Origin of the sequence: Acinetobacter sp. Q85-2 (genome assembly GCF_013420555.1) — a bacterium.
Classification (GTDB): Bacteria; Pseudomonadota; Gammaproteobacteria; order Pseudomonadales; family Moraxellaceae; genus Acinetobacter; species Acinetobacter indicus.
On sequence record NZ_VOXW01000021.1, the window covers coordinates 22,412 to 37,648 of the forward strand.

The 15,237-nt window shown below is 47.3% G+C and carries 14 protein-coding genes; 6 read left to right on the forward strand and 8 right to left on the reverse strand.

Going from position 1 to position 15,237, the window contains the following annotated elements; all coding sequences use genetic code 11:
* Positions 1 to 65: 65 nt before the first annotated feature.
* Together FTT68_RS11410 and dmeF are read right to left on the reverse strand one after the other, a co-directional pair.
* Entirely contained in the window at positions 66 to 767 is a 702-nt protein-coding gene (locus FTT68_RS11410; protein ID WP_104499335.1) for a DsbC family protein, read from the reverse strand.
* 90 nt (positions 768 to 857) lie between these two features.
* Complete coding sequence (dmeF, locus tag FTT68_RS11415) at positions 858 to 1,865, reverse strand: CDF family Co(II)/Ni(II) efflux transporter DmeF (protein WP_127801809.1); 1,008 nt, start codon at positions 1,863 to 1,865, stop codon at positions 858 to 860.
* A gap of 54 nt (positions 1,866 to 1,919) precedes the next feature.
* Between dmeF and FTT68_RS11420 the strand changes: the two genes are divergently transcribed.
* Complete coding sequence (locus FTT68_RS11420; RefSeq protein WP_005181098.1) at positions 1,920 to 2,186, forward strand: metal/formaldehyde-sensitive transcriptional repressor; 267 nt, start codon at positions 1,920 to 1,922, stop codon at positions 2,184 to 2,186.
* A gap of 139 nt (positions 2,187 to 2,325) precedes the next feature.
* Entirely contained in the window at positions 2,326 to 3,468 is a 1,143-nt protein-coding gene (locus tag FTT68_RS11425; protein WP_104488182.1) for an MFS transporter, read from the forward strand.
* Between the two features lie 117 nt (positions 3,469 to 3,585).
* Here FTT68_RS11425 and FTT68_RS11430 read toward each other — a convergent pair whose 3' ends face one another.
* The 6 genes from FTT68_RS11430 to rpmH form a co-directional block, all read right to left on the reverse strand.
* Positions 3,586 to 3,921, reverse strand: coding sequence for a DUF1622 domain-containing protein (locus FTT68_RS11430; RefSeq protein ID WP_005181102.1), 336 nt, complete (start codon positions 3,919 to 3,921; stop codon positions 3,586 to 3,588).
* Between the two features lie 275 nt (positions 3,922 to 4,196).
* Complete coding sequence (gene mnmE / locus FTT68_RS11435) at positions 4,197 to 5,552, reverse strand: tRNA uridine-5-carboxymethylaminomethyl(34) synthesis GTPase MnmE (protein ID WP_180084078.1); 1,356 nt, start codon at positions 5,550 to 5,552, stop codon at positions 4,197 to 4,199.
* Between the two features lie 95 nt (positions 5,553 to 5,647).
* Entirely contained in the window at positions 5,648 to 7,417 is a 1,770-nt protein-coding gene (yidC, locus tag FTT68_RS11440; protein ID WP_005181113.1) for a membrane protein insertase YidC, read from the reverse strand.
* A 5-nt stretch (positions 7,418 to 7,422) separates the two neighbouring features.
* Complete coding sequence (gene yidD, locus FTT68_RS11445; protein ID WP_005181116.1) at positions 7,423 to 7,743, reverse strand: membrane protein insertion efficiency factor YidD; 321 nt, start codon at positions 7,741 to 7,743, stop codon at positions 7,423 to 7,425.
* A 9-nt stretch (positions 7,744 to 7,752) separates the two neighbouring features.
* A complete protein-coding gene (gene rnpA / locus FTT68_RS11450) occupies positions 7,753 to 8,145 on the reverse strand; it encodes a ribonuclease P protein component (protein WP_005181120.1) in 393 nt (130 codons plus the stop codon).
* Between the two features lie 28 nt (positions 8,146 to 8,173).
* Entirely contained in the window at positions 8,174 to 8,308 is a 135-nt protein-coding gene (gene rpmH, locus FTT68_RS11455; protein WP_000831329.1) for a 50S ribosomal protein L34, read from the reverse strand.
* 660 nt (positions 8,309 to 8,968) lie between these two features.
* On the opposite strand from rpmH, the gene dnaA reads away from it, so the two are divergent.
* The 4 genes from dnaA to gyrB all read left to right on the forward strand — a co-directional run bounded on the left by dnaA (position 8,969) and on the right by gyrB (position 15,225).
* Positions 8,969 to 10,348 (forward strand): chromosomal replication initiator protein DnaA, encoded by a 1,380-nt coding sequence (gene dnaA / locus FTT68_RS11460; RefSeq protein ID WP_005181121.1) that lies wholly within the window; start codon positions 8,969 to 8,971, stop codon positions 10,346 to 10,348.
* A gap of 110 nt (positions 10,349 to 10,458) precedes the next feature.
* Positions 10,459 to 11,607, forward strand: coding sequence for a DNA polymerase III subunit beta (gene dnaN / locus FTT68_RS11465; protein ID WP_016659767.1), 1,149 nt, complete (start codon positions 10,459 to 10,461; stop codon positions 11,605 to 11,607).
* Positions 11,608 to 11,631: 24 nt separating this feature from the next.
* Positions 11,632 to 12,714 (forward strand): DNA replication/repair protein RecF, encoded by a 1,083-nt coding sequence (gene recF, locus FTT68_RS11470; protein WP_180175360.1) that lies wholly within the window; start codon positions 11,632 to 11,634, stop codon positions 12,712 to 12,714.
* Positions 12,715 to 12,756: 42 nt separating this feature from the next.
* Positions 12,757 to 15,225, forward strand: a complete 2,469-nt coding sequence (gene gyrB / locus FTT68_RS11475) for a DNA topoisomerase (ATP-hydrolyzing) subunit B (RefSeq protein ID WP_104470783.1) — start codon at positions 12,757 to 12,759, stop codon at positions 15,223 to 15,225.
* Positions 15,226 to 15,237 lie beyond the last annotated feature (12 nt).

Below are 15,237 nucleotides of genomic sequence, written 5' to 3' on the forward strand. Positions count from 1 at the left end.
AAAAAGCACCGTTCATTCGCCGGTGCTTTTTTATGGTCTAAAATCTGACTTTTAACAATCTGAGCTTAGAGCCCGAATTCCTTGAAAATCTGCTCGATCTGCGCAGCAGGGTAGGCGCCCATCACCTTAAAACCATTCGAGAAAATAATGGCTGGTGTACCGTTTAGTCCCAGGCTTTGCGCCAGTTTCAGATTACGCTGAATCGGATTGGCACAGGGCTGGCTCGCGCGCGGGCTAAGGCCTTTGGCAATCAGGTCTTCCCAGGCCTGTGCCGGATTGGCTTCACAATACACCTGCTGCGAAGGGCGTACCGATTGTGCCTTTAACGGTAAAATAAAGGTGTAAATGGTGACATCATTGAGTTTTTTCAGCTCTACTTCCAGCTGTTTGCAATACGGGCAATTTGGGTCAGAAAAGATGGCAAGCTGACGTTTACCCGTCCCTCGAACCGTTTTTAAAGCATCTTGTAGCGGCAGTTTTTTCCAGTCGATGCTGTTTTGTTGTACCAGCAGCGCTTTGGTCAAATTCTGCTGGTCGCTTAAACGGATCATGGAACCGGCCAGAATATGCTTGGCATCTTCATTCAGATAGACCACCTGACCCTGCATTGAACCGCTATAAATCCCGCGCATTTCAGTGGCCTGAATATTCTGGATATCCAGGTTTGGATGCTGCTGCTTTAAATTGGCTTTGACGGTGTCGACATTGGCCAGTGCCAGCGTTGAGCTCATCGCGAGCGCGGCCAGCAAGAATGCATGTTTAAACATAGTGAAATCTTGTCTTTATCAATCCTTGCCCGATTCTAATCTTAAATCGGGGCAAAAATTTAACTTTCATCAGAGAAATTTACCGAATCACTACAGCATCGACAACGACGTTTCACGTGGAACATAAACCGGATGAATCGAGTTAATTTCAATTGAGACATGCACAATTTCCTCATGCACTGACAGGGCCGTGCGGATTTGATCGGCATTTAATTCATCTTCAGTTTCTACGGCCAGAATACAGGAAAACTTGTCACGACCGACTTTCCAGACATGCAGATCGGTGATATTGACCATTCCTGGCAGCTCGGCAATCACCTCGCGAATTTCTTCCACCACCGGATGATCCATTTCGGCATCCAGCAAGGTCCGTCCGGTTTCCTGAATCAGGCCCCAGGCCCAGCGCGCCACCAGAATCGAACCCACAATACCCAGTACCGCATCAAGAAAATCCCAGCCCCAGAACTTGCCGGCAATTAAGGCCACAATCGCAAAAATGGAGGTCACAGCATCGGCCACCACATGCATAAACGCAGCTTTCTGGTTTAAATCATGTGCTCCAGCTGTATGTGCATGCGCATGTCCATGCCCCGACTCATGGTGATGGTGATGGTGATGGTGATGGTGATGGTGATGGTGATGGTGACCATCATCATGCAGTAACCAGGCACAAATCAAGTTGACCAATAGGCCTAAAATCGCAATGGGAATGGCTTCGTTATAATGAATATTAACCGGGAAAAATAAGCGTTCTACCGAATGAAACGCCATAAAACCGGCCACTACCAGCAATAAAATCGCACTACTATAACCGGCCAGAATCTCAATTTTCCAGGTACCAAAGCTAAAACGGGCATCCTGGGCATAATGACGCGCCGCCCGATAAGCCACATAGGCCAGCCCCAAAGCCAGCATATGCGAGCTCATATGCCAGCCATCGGCCAGAAGTGCCATCGAGTTAAAAATCCAGCCGCCAATAATCTCTAAAAGCATCATGACACCGGTTAATATCGCAGCATATAATATACGCTTCTGGGCCAGTGGATTGCCTTCATCAAACTGATGGTGATGGGTACGGTGAGAAACATGATTTTGCATGGGGAGAATCGTCCAATATACTCCCCCATAGTATATTTGAAATTAAGGTGAAGTGTGGGCCATTTACATACAGATAAAAAAGTTTTAAATCGCATCAAGCGTTTACAAGGTCAGATCAGTGCGGTGGAACAGTCCATCCATGATCCGGAAAAAAGCTGTATCGAAGTATTACAGCAGGTGGCTGCGATTAAAGGCGCGGTTAACGGGCTGATGAATGAGCTGATTGAATCGCATTTGCGCCATCATGTCATTGGCGATGAGGTCGAGGTCAATGAAGTCGAACTGGATGAATTTTTAAAATTGTTAAAACGCTATACCTAAGCCCATCTTTCGATTGACCCACAAAATTCCTGCCTTTACACTGAAACGATCTTTTCTCATATCATGATACCTGAGCCAAAAAGCTGAGGTATTTTTTTATTCTCTCATGTCAAACGCTCAATCGTGGCAGCCGTTTTTAATGGTCAGCCTGGCGCTGTGTATTGGTACCGTTGGAACCGCACTGGCCAGTCCTTTATATCCCTTGTATCAGGAGCTGTGGCAGCTGCTGCCGAGTCATATTACCTATCTGTTTGTGGCCTATATGTTCGGCTGTCTGGCTACGTTACTGTTTCTGGGACGAACCAGTAACCGCTTTGGTTTTGTCCGCAGCTTGCAGGTCGGTATTGCCCTGGTCACGGTTGGACTAATACTGTCAGCCTGGGCACCGACAGCGCTGTATTTGGGCCTCGGCCGCTTTATTATTGGGATTGCTTCGGGACTGATTACCACCTCTGCCATGCTGGGGCTGATGAATGTAGTGCCCGATAGCCATAAACTGCTGGCGCCGCAGCTCAGCTCGATTATTACCGCAATTGGCTTTGGTTTAGGGCCATTTCTGGGCGGTGTAATTGCCCAGTTTGCCGAGCAGCCGCTGGTCACGCCTTATCTTCCGGTGATTGTCAGTGCCATTTTCTGTGGGCTGGGCCTGTTCAAGCTAAAACAGCCTGCCTTTGAACAGCAGCCATTTTCGGTTTATCCCAAATTACAAACCCCGGATGCGCCCTATCAGGCTGCTTTTTTTCTGGTCAGTCTGGCCGCGTTTTGTGCCTTTGCCGGCTTTAGTCTGTTTGCTTCGCTGTCGCCGTCGTTTGTGCAGGATATTTTGCCCTGGCATGGGCCACTGGTCAGTGGTGTAGCAATTTCCGCGATTTTAATTATTTCAGCCATCGTCCAGTTTTTTGCCCGTAGCGTGCTGCCTGCCACGGCCTTGCGCTGGGGGCTCTATGCGCTGCTCGGCAGTCTGCTTCTGCTGGGACTGTGTATGTCGCTGCAATGGAGCCCGCTGTTCTTTGTCAGTGATGTGCTGGTCGGAATTGGGCATGGCTTGAGCTTATTGGGCGCCTTTGGCCTGATTCACCAGATGAGTCAGCCGCACAACCGCGCTGCAATTATGTCCAGTTATCTGTTTATTGCCTATCTGGGCACCATTGTACCGATTATTGCGGTGGGCTATTTATCAGACCATTTTGGCTTAAGTGTGGGTATTATCAGCTTCTGCATGCTGATTGGGCTGCTTTGCCTCAGCCTGATCTGGCAGCAGCGTAAAGTGCTAACCTTTTAAATTAATGCTGTTGAGTCGGGGATGATCAGGCACCCTCAGCCTGATTCTGGGTGCGGACAGACTGCGCTGCCAATCAGATGCTGACCATATCAACATCCACCAGATGATTGAATAGTTTTATTTCTCTGTACCGGGTTGATGTTCCAGCTCTTTCATTAAAAAGTAGTTTAAAAAGGTCCGAATGACCGCAATAATCGCCAGTTTGATCAGGCTGTCCATATCCGGATCGACCGTGGTGGCCAGAATATCCGCGGCCAGCTGAAACTCCAGCGCAGTGGCCAGCCAGTTCCCAAAACAATAGCGCGCACTGCGGCCGGATTTTAGCTGAACCAGCACCATTAAGGTTTTGACCAGACCAATCACTACACAGACCACCGAGATAAACTCGAGCAACAGCTGCAGCACACTCACTAAAGCAACCAGTGACTCACGTAAATCAACCACCTCCAGCATGCCACACCTCCGGCAGTGTTTTTGTTGAACTGCATTCAGGATTTCATTGGAACAACTTGTAGGTTATTCACTCATCATAGCCTGAATATCGGGCAATAGAAGGGCGGATGGTGGGATATAGGCTAGCCCATACAATGTGACAGGCTGTTCCCTTAGAACATACAAAACTATTTAGGCTGAAATGACGAGATTGCCTGATAAAAAGCAATAAAAAAGCACCAGGTGGCTAACACCTGATGCTTTTAAATGCATAGCAAGCTCAGAGCGTGCTGCGCTTATTTTCCAATACAGAAAGAACCGAAAATTTTACCCAACAGATCATCGGCACTAAAATCTCCGGTAATTTCACCTAGGGCATTTTGCGCCAGACGCAGGGATTCAGCCACCAGCTCACCGGCATGATAATCTACCAGCTGCTCGCGCGCTTCGGCCAGATAGTACTGGGTGCGCTTCATTGCGTCTAAATGACGAGTTCGGGCAATGAAGGTATCTTCTTCCGGCTGGAAGCCTGCATGCGCTGTAATCGCATCTATGAGCGATTGAACACCGGTTTCCTGCTTGGCCGACACGGTAATATGACGAAAGCCCTGATAATCACCAATAACGGCTTCAGCACCAGTCAAATCTGCTTTATTACCAATCAGCATCAGACGTTTGGGTTCCAGATGATCGGCAAAATATTCCTGGGCCAATTGCAGCGGATCTTCACCCTGACTTAAGTCATAGACCAGCAGCAATAAATCGGCCTGTTCAATTTCTTTAATCGCGCGGCGGATGCCTTCTTTTTCCACCACATCACCGGTTTCCCGTAAACCGGCGGTATCGGTTAGGGTAATCGGCAAGCCATTTAAGGTGATTTTTTCATGCAGCACATCACGGGTGGTACCAGCAATATCGGTCACAATCGCCCGTTCAATCCCGGCTAAAGCATTCAGTAAAGATGATTTTCCGGCATTGGGTTTACCGGCAATCACCACCTGCAAGCCTTCACGTAATAATTGTCCCTGACGCGCCGATTGCTGTACCGCGGTGACTGAGCTGGTGACATCATCCAGCAGGGCCAGAATTTTGCCGTCGGCCAGAAAATCAATTTCTTCTTCCGGAAAATCAATCGCTGCTTCCACATGCAAACGCAGATGAATCAGTTTTTCTAAAACCGTATTGACCTTGGTTGAAAATGCGCCTTGCAGGGAGCGTACCGCTGAACGTGCTGCAGCCTGCGAGGTCGCGTCAATCAGGTCGGCAATCGCTTCGGCCTGTACCAGATCAAGCTTGCCATTTTCAAAGGCGCGCATGGAAAACTCGCCAGCTTTGGCCGCGGTCGCACCGAGTTCCAGTAAACGTGCCAGCAGGGCATTTTGAATGACCGGGCCACCATGACCTTGCAGTTCCACCACATCTTCACCGGTAAAGGAGTTTGGATTGGGGAAACAAATCACCAAACCTTCATCCATCACCTCACCGCTAGCCTCATAAAACTGACGGAAGCCGGCAAAACGGGCTTTCGGCAGCTGCTTTTGGGTTAAGGCTTCAGCAATAGCATAGGATTTGGGACCAGACAGGCGAATTACCCCCACACCGCCACGCCCGGGTGGAGTGGCAATCGCAGCAATTGTTGTGGTTTGGGTCAGCATAAATTCACCTGTCGCAATGCTTAAAGTCGGGCCAAAAAAAATCCGCCTAAGAGTATCATCTTAAGCGGATTTATTCAGCTCGTCAGTACAACTTAGTTGACTGGGGTCGCTTCATCACGTTTGGCACGGTCTTTCTCAACAGATTTGTTGATCAGGCCTTGCTGCAAGATGGTGATCAGGTTGTTGACAATCCAGTACAACACCAGACCCGCCGGGAAGAACAGCAGGAATACGGTAAAGATAACCGGCATAATGCGGAAGACTTTAGCCTGCATAGGATCGGTCGGCTGCGGGTTCAGCATTTGCTGAATATACATGGTCGCACCCATGATCAGCGGCAAGATAAACCAAGGGTCCATTGCCGATAAATCCTGAATCCAGAGTAACCATGGCGCATGACGCAGCTCTACAGATTCCATCAGTACCCAGTACAGGGCCAGGAAGATTGGCATTTGCAGTAACAGCGGTAAACAGCCGGCCAACGGATTAACCTGTTCACGTTTGTACAGGGCCATCATCTCTTGCGAGAAGCGCATCCGGTCTTCACCGAACTCTTCTTTCATGCGCTGCATTTCAGGTGCAATCACACGCATTTTCGCCATAGAACGGTAGCTCTTCGACGATAATGGCCACAGAATCAGCTTCACCAGAATGGTCAACAGAATAATTGCCCAGCCCCAGTTACCCACTAAGCCGTGGAAGAATTCCAAGCCTACAAACAGCAGTTTGGCAATTGGCCATAACCAGCCATAATCCACAGTCTGATTCAGACCAGTGGCCAGATCTTTCAGCTCTGACTGGATTTTTGGACCGCTATAGAAGGTCGCATCGACTTCTGCCACTGTACCCGCCGGTACATTAATGGTTGGCGAAGTAAAGCCGATAATATTCATATTATCGCCTGATTTACGCGATTCCAGCTTGGCGCTATACGGTTGGCCATCGGCCTGGGTCAGTTTCAGGTTACCCGGTACCCATGCACTCACGAAGTAGTGCTGCACCACCGCAACCCAGCCGCCAGTCGCTTCAACATTCAGTTTTTCTTCAGTGAAGTTGTCGAATTTCAGCTTGTTGTAGTGTTCATCCGGTGTCCCCCAGGCGCCGCCCAGGAAGGTACCCAAAGTGAAAATGCCCTGGTCCGATTTACCCGGATCATCCGAGTTATCACGTTTGATCTGACCAAACATTTGACCTTGCCAGTTCTGGCCACTGCGGTTTACCACTTTGTGGTTGACCACAATCGGATATTCGCCTTGCTTGAAGCTGAAGGTCTTGATAATTTCTACACCGTCAGCAGTTTTGTACACCATTGGTACATTTAACACTTTCACCGCTTCACCGTCCTGATTCTGAACGGCTTTGGCATCTTCCAGGCTATAGCTTAATTTTTCAACTTCATAGCTTGGACGACCATTACGGCTGCTGTCTGGTCCATTCAGACCAATCAGGCCTGACTGAGCGACATAGGTACGTTTGTCATCGCTTTCAAGCATTACAAACGGTGCATCACTGTCTTTATTTTTGTCATGATTGAGTAATTCAACACGAACAATATCACCACCTTTTGGATTGATCCAAAGATGATAAAGGTCAGTTTGTACTGAAATAAGCTGCTGACTTACAGGTGCAGTGGCATCTGTGGTTTGAGTCTGCTGCGCTGAAATATTTGCCTGCGGTACATCAGAAGCTGCTGTAGCGGTTTGGCCATTTGGCAAATCTGCAGACACTTCATGTGAAACCACCGCAGCCTGTTGCTGTGGTTGGGTTTCAGCATTTCCATAATCTTTTTGCCAAGCCAAAATGAGCAAATAAGCGACAACAAACATGGCCCCGAGAATTGCAATCCTGGCCCATTGTTGCATATCTATTACCCCAAGTGGTTAGAGTGATTTTGGTTCAATAAACGTTCACGAAAGGGTACAGCAATGTGACCCGTTTGAGAATCTATTTGCTGAAATGAAATAAAACGAATTGCTTTGGCCGGTACAGGGTCATAGCCCGAACCACTCCACGGATGACAACGACAGATACGTCTGGTCGCCAGCCACACACCACGTCCGGCCCCATGGATCTGAACTGCTTCCAGGGCATATTGAGAACAGGTTGGAATATAGCGACAACGTGGTCCAAGAAGCGGACTAATCGCAATCTGATAGAAACGAATCAACCAATGCAGTAAACGTACCATTGGTCATCTCTACTGATGTGGGGAGGGAGCTATTTTAGAATGCTTTTTGGCAAGGCGGTGCAATTTCTGCCAAGCAAATTGTAATTGCTGATGTAACTCTGCATTTGGCACTGTTTCAATCCCCATTTTGGGCATCACCACAATATCCAGTACAGCCAATTGCTGTTGATGCAGGCGAAAACTTTCGCGAGCAAGTCGTTTTACTCGATTTCTTTCGTGTGCACGACGCACTTTTTTCTTGGCAACAACAATACCCAAACGGCTGTTCAGCAGTTCGGACGGTTTTGCCAGAAATAAGAAATGGGGTTGATGCACTTTAAAAAGCGCACCATCAAACACATCTTTATAATCGGCAGCACAGCGTATACGAAGCTCTGTGCTGAAGCCATAAAGTGATGTCATAACACCCAAGTCGATGCAGCGTGACTGATTAAACAGTTAAGCTGTGACGACCTTTTGCACGACGGCGAGCTAATACTTGACGACCAGCTTTAGTAGCCATACGAGCACGGAAACCATGAACGCGTTTACGCTTTAATTCAGATGGTTGGAATGTACGTTTCATGTCGAAACTCCAAAAATGATCTTTCTATAAAGGTCCGCGATTTTAGTGCTCATTGCTTGAGCTGTCAATCAAAAACACGGTTTTCCTTTAAATAAGCCTAATTTTTATAAAAGGCCTTAAGTTTATCCAGGAATAGGCAATTGTACATATTCTGGCTTATTCACAAGCTATCCTATTGTTAAAAAATACAAAATAAGTTATAAACAATATTATTCACATAATTATCCACAAGACCATGTGAATAAATTTATTCTCTGCAGGTTTAAATTCGAATTTAAATTTATTTTCAGTTTATCCACATCCGAGCACGCTCTAATATATAAATTCAAATTTATAAATTTAAATTTATTCTTATTAGGGTGGATTTTTTATGTGGAAAAGCAATTTTTAAATTTAAAAAACATAGACTTTGCATGTGGATAACTGTGTTTTTATATTTTTAATACATTGTGGATAACTTTATGCTATATTTTATCCACAGCTTGCGGATAAACTTATCCACACCAGCTTTTAAATTTAAATTTAGATCTTGATGTTTGTTTTTTGGCTAAATTCGCTCAATTTCTCATGACAGATGTGGATAACTTGGTTAGAATGGCGACCCGCTTGCAGCGGACGAATGCGTTTTAAATTTAAAATGGAATAAATAGGGGTTTTCACATGCTTTGGACGGACTGCTTAAATCGCTTGCGACAAGAGCTCTCTGGGAATGTCTTTACGATGTGGATTCGCCCATTAGTTGCAGAAGAATCAGAAGATACTTTACGTTTATATGCACCGAACCCGTATTGGACCCGCTATATTCAGGAACATCATCTTGAGTTGATCACGATTCTGGCCGAACAACTGTCTGAAGGACGGGTACGTAAAGTTGAAATCCTGGTCGATTCCCGTCCGGGCGCCATTTTATCGGCCAGTGAACAGCCAGCGACCACCACCGCTGCTTTAGAGTCAGCACCGGCACCGGTCAGCCGTCCAAAAAAGGACAAAGAAGAGAGTGGCAGCAAAAACAGCCGCAAGCGTCAGTTAAACCCTTTATTTACCTTTTCTTTATTTGTAGAAGGCCGTTCTAACCAGATGGCGGCAGAAACCTGCCGTAAAGTATTGACCCATCTGGGCGCTTCACAACATAACCCGCTATTTTTATATGGCCCGACCGGTCTGGGTAAAACCCACTTGATGCAGGCAGTGGGGAATGCCTTGTTGCAGGCCAAGCCGAATGCCCGGGTCATGTATATGACTGCTGAAAGCTTTGTACATGACTTTGTCAGCTCGCTACAGCAGGGCAAGGTTGAAGAATTCAAGAAAAATTGCCGTTCACTTGATCTGCTCTTGGTGGATGACATTCATTTGCTGGCCGGTAAAGAAGCCAGTCTGGTGGAGTTTTTCTATACCTTTAATGCCTTATTGGATGAATCCAAGCAGATTATTCTGACGTCGGACCGTTATCCAAAAGAACTGACCGAACTGGACCCGCGTCTGGTGTCACGTTTTTCCTGGGGCCTGTCGGTGGGGGTAGAACCGCCCGATATTGAAACCCGGATTGAAATTCTATTAAAGAAAGCCGAAAGCAGTGGCGTCGATTTACCGCGCAACTGTGCCTTGTTTATTGCCCAGCAGGTGGTCGCCAACGTGCGTGAACTGGAAGGCGCCTTAAACAAGGTAGTCGCAATTTCCCGTTTTAAAGGCACCGCGATTGATCTGGATGTGGTGCGTGAATCTCTAAAAGATGTGCTGGCGATTCGTGCGCGTACCATCAGTACCGAAAATATCCAGCGTGTGGTCAGTGAATATTTCCGTATTCCACTGAAAGAATTGGTCGGGCCAAAACGTACCCGGATTTATGCCCGTCCGCGGCAGCTGGCAATGGGGCTGGCCCGTGAACTGACCGGTGACAGTTTCCCTGAAATTGGCATGGCTTTTGGTGGTCGTGACCACAGTACCGTGATGCATGCCTGCGAGAAAGTACAAAGCCTGCGCGAAGAAGATCCAATCTTCAACGAGGACTATAAAAACCTGCAACGCCTGTTGCAAAGTTAGGCCGGTTTGGTCAAATTCTGTTCTTGCAATGCGGCATATTCTGCCGCATAGTACACTGCTAAAAAATTAATTTTTATCTTCATCATCTTCAGTTGTTAGAGGAATGTACCGTGCGTTTAAAAATCGCCAAAGAAAGCTTACTCAATGTTCTATCACATGTTGTAGGAGCGGTTGAACGTCGCCATACGTTAAACATTTTATCTAACGTGAAAGTTCAGGTGACCGAACAGGCACTGACCATTACCGGTTCCGATCTGGAAGTTGAGCTGGTGGCCAGTACGGTTCTGGCTGAAGGTGCATGTTTACAGGCGGGTGAGACCACAGTGCCGGCACGTAAACTGATGGATATCTGTAAATCTTTGCCGACTGCGGCTTTAATTGACCTGCAGATTACTGAAGATCAGCGCTGTATTTTAAAATCGGGCAACAGCCGTTTCGTGTTGGGGACTTTACCAGCCGAAGATTATCCGTTATTGGCCACTGAAAATACTCAAGGCACACAGGTAGCGGTGACCCAGCGTGAATTAAAACGTTTATTTGAAAAAACCGCCTTTGCCATGGCCGTGCAGGATGTGCGTTTCTATTTGACCGGCACCTTGCTGGAAATTGATGAAAACCAGCTGCGCGCTGTGACTACCGATGGCCACCGTTTGGCATTATGTGAAACGGGTGCCTCCTCAAATGCGACGCAGCCAATTCAGGCAATTGTGCCACGTAAAGCCGTGGGTGAATTACAGCGTTTGCTCAGTATTGAAGATGAGCAGCTGTCTTTGTTAATTGGTCGTGAACTGTTAAATGTAACCATTTCCGTGCCAAGCCGTGACAAAGAGCAGGGTGATATTACCGTACGTTTCACCACCAAGTTAATTGACGGTAAATTCCCGGATTACCGCCGTGTGATTCCACGTGGTGGTGATAAAGTGGTGATGATTGCACATGACGTGTTCAAGCAGTCGTTACAGCGTGTGGCGATTTTAAGTAATGAAAAATTACGCGGCGTATTCCTGAACTTTAATGCAGATTCACTGCAATTACGTGCCAACAACCCGGAGCAGGATGAAGCGATTGAAGACCTGGCCGTGCAATACAACAATGCACCGCTGGAAATGTCGTTCAATGCTCAATATCTGCTGGATGTATTAGGTGCACTGGATGGTGATGATGTGGCGATGACCATGACCGAAGCCAACCAGTCGGTACTGGTGCAAGACCCAGCGCAGCAAGATCAAACCTATGTTGTGATGCCGATGCGTGTCTAAGCTTGTATGTGATTTGACACGATTATGCATATTACGCGTTTAAATATAGAACGTGTTCGAAACTTAAAAGCGGTTGCACTCGTCGGGTTGCAGCCGTTTAATGTCTTTTATGGTGCCAATGGCTCCGGTAAAACCTCGATTCTGGAGGCCATTCATTTACTGGCCACCGGTCGTTCCTTCCGTACCCATATCCCCAAAAACTATATTCAGCATGATGCCCAGGATGCGATTGTGTTTGCCCAATCACCCACCGAAAAAATTGGCATGCAAAAACTGCTGTCTGGTGAACAGCTAATTAAGGTCAATGGCGATCATATTGCCACCCAGGGACAGCTGGCCAAACTGCTGCCGCTACAACTGATTGATCCGCAAAGTACCGATATTATCGACCACGGCGCCAAACCGCGCCGGCAGTTGCTGGACTGGATGATGTTCCACGTGGAACCAGAGTTTTATCATGCCTGGCAATACTATTCGCGAGCCTTAAAACAGCGTAACAGCTTACTAAAAACCCGGCGTCATTTAAGTCTGGCAGAACTGGAACCGTGGAACCAGATGCTGAGCCAGTATGGTGAAATGTTGCATCTGCAACGCTACAGTATTATCGAGCAGTGGCAGCATTATTTTCAGCAGGATTTACAGCAGTTGTTGCCCGATTTAAATATTCGCCTGGAATACCAGCCGGGATTTCATCCGGAACCGGGTTTAATGAGCGATTTGGTCAATCATCATCAGAAAGATGTGGAGCGCCGTTATACCGAATATGGACCGCATCGCGCAGATTTACGTTTAAAAACAGCGACGGGCGATGCCGATGTAGTGCTGTCACGCGGACAAAAAAAGTTATTGATCATGGCTTTAAAACTGTCACAGATTGCAATGCTGCATGCGTGCAATAAGGAAACTGTGGTATTATTAGATGATCTGACAGCAGAATTAGATTTAACCGCACAACGACGTTTAATTGAGCGATTGAGCCAACTTGGTAGTCAAGTTTTTATTACCACCTTAGACCATGAATCAGTGCAGAATCACTTACATGATTTGTCTATTTCCTATCAATTATTCAATGTTGAAAACGGTACTGTTCAAGTTGTTGTGCAATAGTTTTTTATCTTTGGATAGACCAGTTTTTACTAGGGAGAAACCATGAGTTCAGAAGATCAATCTGCCACTCAAACAGAACAAACCAATGAAAAGGCTTATGATTCCTCTAGTATCAAAGTATTACGTGGCCTAGATGCTGTTCGTAAACGCCCGGGCATGTATATCGGTGATACAGATGATGGTACCGGTTTGCACCACATGGTGTTCGAGGTGGTCGATAACGCGATTGACGAAGCGCTTGCCGGCCATTGTGACGAGATTCTAGTCACTATTCATGAAGATGAATCGGTATCTGTGGCCGATAACGGTCGCGGCATTCCAACCGACATTCACCCGGAAGAAGGCGTATCGGCTGCCGAGGTGATTCTGACCATCCTGCACGCCGGCGGTAAGTTCGACGACAACAGTTATAAAGTGTCGGGCGGTCTGCACGGGGTCGGGGTATCGGTGGTAAACGCCCTGTCGAGCAAACTGGAACTGACCATTAAACGTGCCGGTCAGATTCATCAGCAGGAATACCGTCATGGTGATCCGCAATATCCATTAACTGTGGTTGGTGAAACAGAAGAGACCGGAACCATGGTTCGTTTCTGGCCAAGCGCCGAGACTTTCAGCCAGACCATTTTTAATGTCGATATTCTGGCGCGCCGTTTACGTGAGCTGTCGTTCCTGAATGCCGGTGTACGTATTGTCCTGAAAGATGAGCGTATTAACCTGGAACATATCTATGACTATGAAGGTGGTCTGTCTGAGTTCGTGAAATATATTAACGAAGGCAAAAACCATCTGAATGATATTTTCCATTTTACCGTGCAGGCAGAAAATGGCATTGGAGTTGAAGTTGCGTTGCAATGGAATGATTCTTATCAGGAAAATGTACGCTGCTTTACCAACAATATTCCGCAAAAAGATGGCGGTACCCATTTAGCCGGTTTCCGTGCCGCGTTGACCCGTGGTTTAAACAGCTACATGGAAAACGAAAACCTGCTCAAAAAAGAGAAAGTGGTGGTTTCCGGGGATGACGCACGTGAAGGTTTGACCGCAATTATTTCGGTGAAAGTGCCTGATCCAAAATTCTCTTCACAGACCAAAGAAAAACTGGTGTCGAGTGAGGTAAAACCTGCGGTCGAGCAGGCCATGAATAAATCCTTCTCGGAATATTTACTGGAAAACCCGCAAGCGGCCAAATCGATTGCCGGCAAGATTATTGATGCAGCGCGTGCCCGTGATGCAGCGCGTAAAGCACGTGAAATGACCCGTCGTAAGAGCGCGCTGGATATTGCCGGTTTACCGGGTAAACTGGCCGATTGTCAGGAAAAAGATCCAGCTTTATCTGAACTGTATCTGGTCGAGGGTGACTCTGCGGGTGGTTCAGCCAAGCAAGGCCGTAACCGTAAAATGCAGGCGATTTTACCGCTAAAAGGTAAAATCCTGAACGTGGAACGTGCCCGTTTTGACAAGATGATTTCATCGGCAGAAGTCGGCACCTTGATTACTGCACTGGGCTGCGGAATTGGCCGTGAAGAATATAACCCGGACAAGCTGCGTTATCACAAAATTATTATCATGACCGATGCCGACGTCGATGGTTCGCACATCCGTACCTTGCTGCTGACGTTCTTCTTTCGTCAAATGCCGGAGCTGGTGGAACGTGGTCATATCTATATTGCTCAGCCACCGCTGTACAAGCTGAAAAAAGGTAAGCAGGAACAGTACATTAAAGACAATGAAGCACTGGAAACCTATCTGATTTCCAATGCCATTGATGAACTGGCCCTGCATGTCAGCGCAGATGCACCGGCGATTCGTGGTGAAGCACTGGCTTCGGTGATTGCCGATTATCAGACCTCGCAAAAGAGCCTGAGCCGTTTAACCTTGCGTTATCCAGCCAGCCTGTTAGATGGTTTGCTGGCGCAAGAGGCGTTCAAGCTGGATCAGGCGCATGATCTGGATTATGTACAGGCTTGGGGTGAGCAGCTGTGTGCCTATATCGCGGCCACTCAAAGCAGTTTACGTCCTGAACTTAGCATCGAAACCTTTGACAAAGAAGATGCGGAAGGACAGAAGTCTGCGATTTACTGGCCACGTATTACTATTTATGTACATAACCTGCCACATGCCTATTTGCTGGATGCCGGTTTACTCGGTTCAGGTGAGTACGCACGTTTGCTGAAGAACTCGAAGAGCTGGTTTAGCCTGATTGAAGAGGGCGCGTACTTGCAAAAAGGTGAGCGCAAGATTCAGGTCAACAGCTTCCATCAGGTCTGGCAGCATATTCTGCAGGACTCACGCCGTGGCATGATGATCCAGCGTTATAAAGGTCTGGGCGAGATGAACGCCGAGCAGCTCTGGGAAACCACCATGGACCCGGAAAACCGTCATATGCTGCAGGTGACCATTGAAGATGCGATTGAAGCAGACCGGATGTTCTCGTGTTTAATGGGCGATGATGTGGAACCACGTCGTGCCTTTATTGAAGAAAATGCCCTGAATGCCGATATTGATGCCTAAGTGGCATGATTC

Coding starts and splice junctions, on each gene's coding strand:
- FTT68_RS11425 (WP_104488182.1), top strand. CDS start 2,326: ATGGTCAGCCTGGCGCTGTGTATTGGTACCGTTGGAACCGCACTGGCC.
- yidD (WP_005181116.1), bottom strand. CDS start 7,743: ATGGTACGTTTACTGCATTGGTTGATTCGTTTCTATCAGATTGCGATT.
- dmeF (WP_127801809.1), bottom strand. CDS start 1,865: ATGCAAAATCATGTTTCTCACCGTACCCATCACCATCAGTTTGATGAA.
- dnaA (WP_005181121.1), top strand. CDS start 8,969: ATGCTTTGGACGGACTGCTTAAATCGCTTGCGACAAGAGCTCTCTGGG.
- rnpA (WP_005181120.1), bottom strand. CDS start 8,145: ATGACATCACTTTATGGCTTCAGCACAGAGCTTCGTATACGCTGTGCT.
- recF (WP_180175360.1), top strand. CDS start 11,632: ATGCATATTACGCGTTTAAATATAGAACGTGTTCGAAACTTAAAAGCG.
- rpmH (WP_000831329.1), bottom strand. CDS start 8,308: ATGAAACGTACATTCCAACCATCTGAATTAAAGCGTAAACGCGTTCAT.
- FTT68_RS11430 (WP_005181102.1), bottom strand. CDS start 3,921: ATGCTGGAGGTGGTTGATTTACGTGAGTCACTGGTTGCTTTAGTGAGT.
- gyrB (WP_104470783.1), top strand. CDS start 12,757: ATGAGTTCAGAAGATCAATCTGCCACTCAAACAGAACAAACCAATGAA.
- FTT68_RS11410 (WP_104499335.1), bottom strand. CDS start 767: ATGTTTAAACATGCATTCTTGCTGGCCGCGCTCGCGATGAGCTCAACG.
- yidC (WP_005181113.1), bottom strand. CDS start 7,417: ATGCAACAATGGGCCAGGATTGCAATTCTCGGGGCCATGTTTGTTGTC.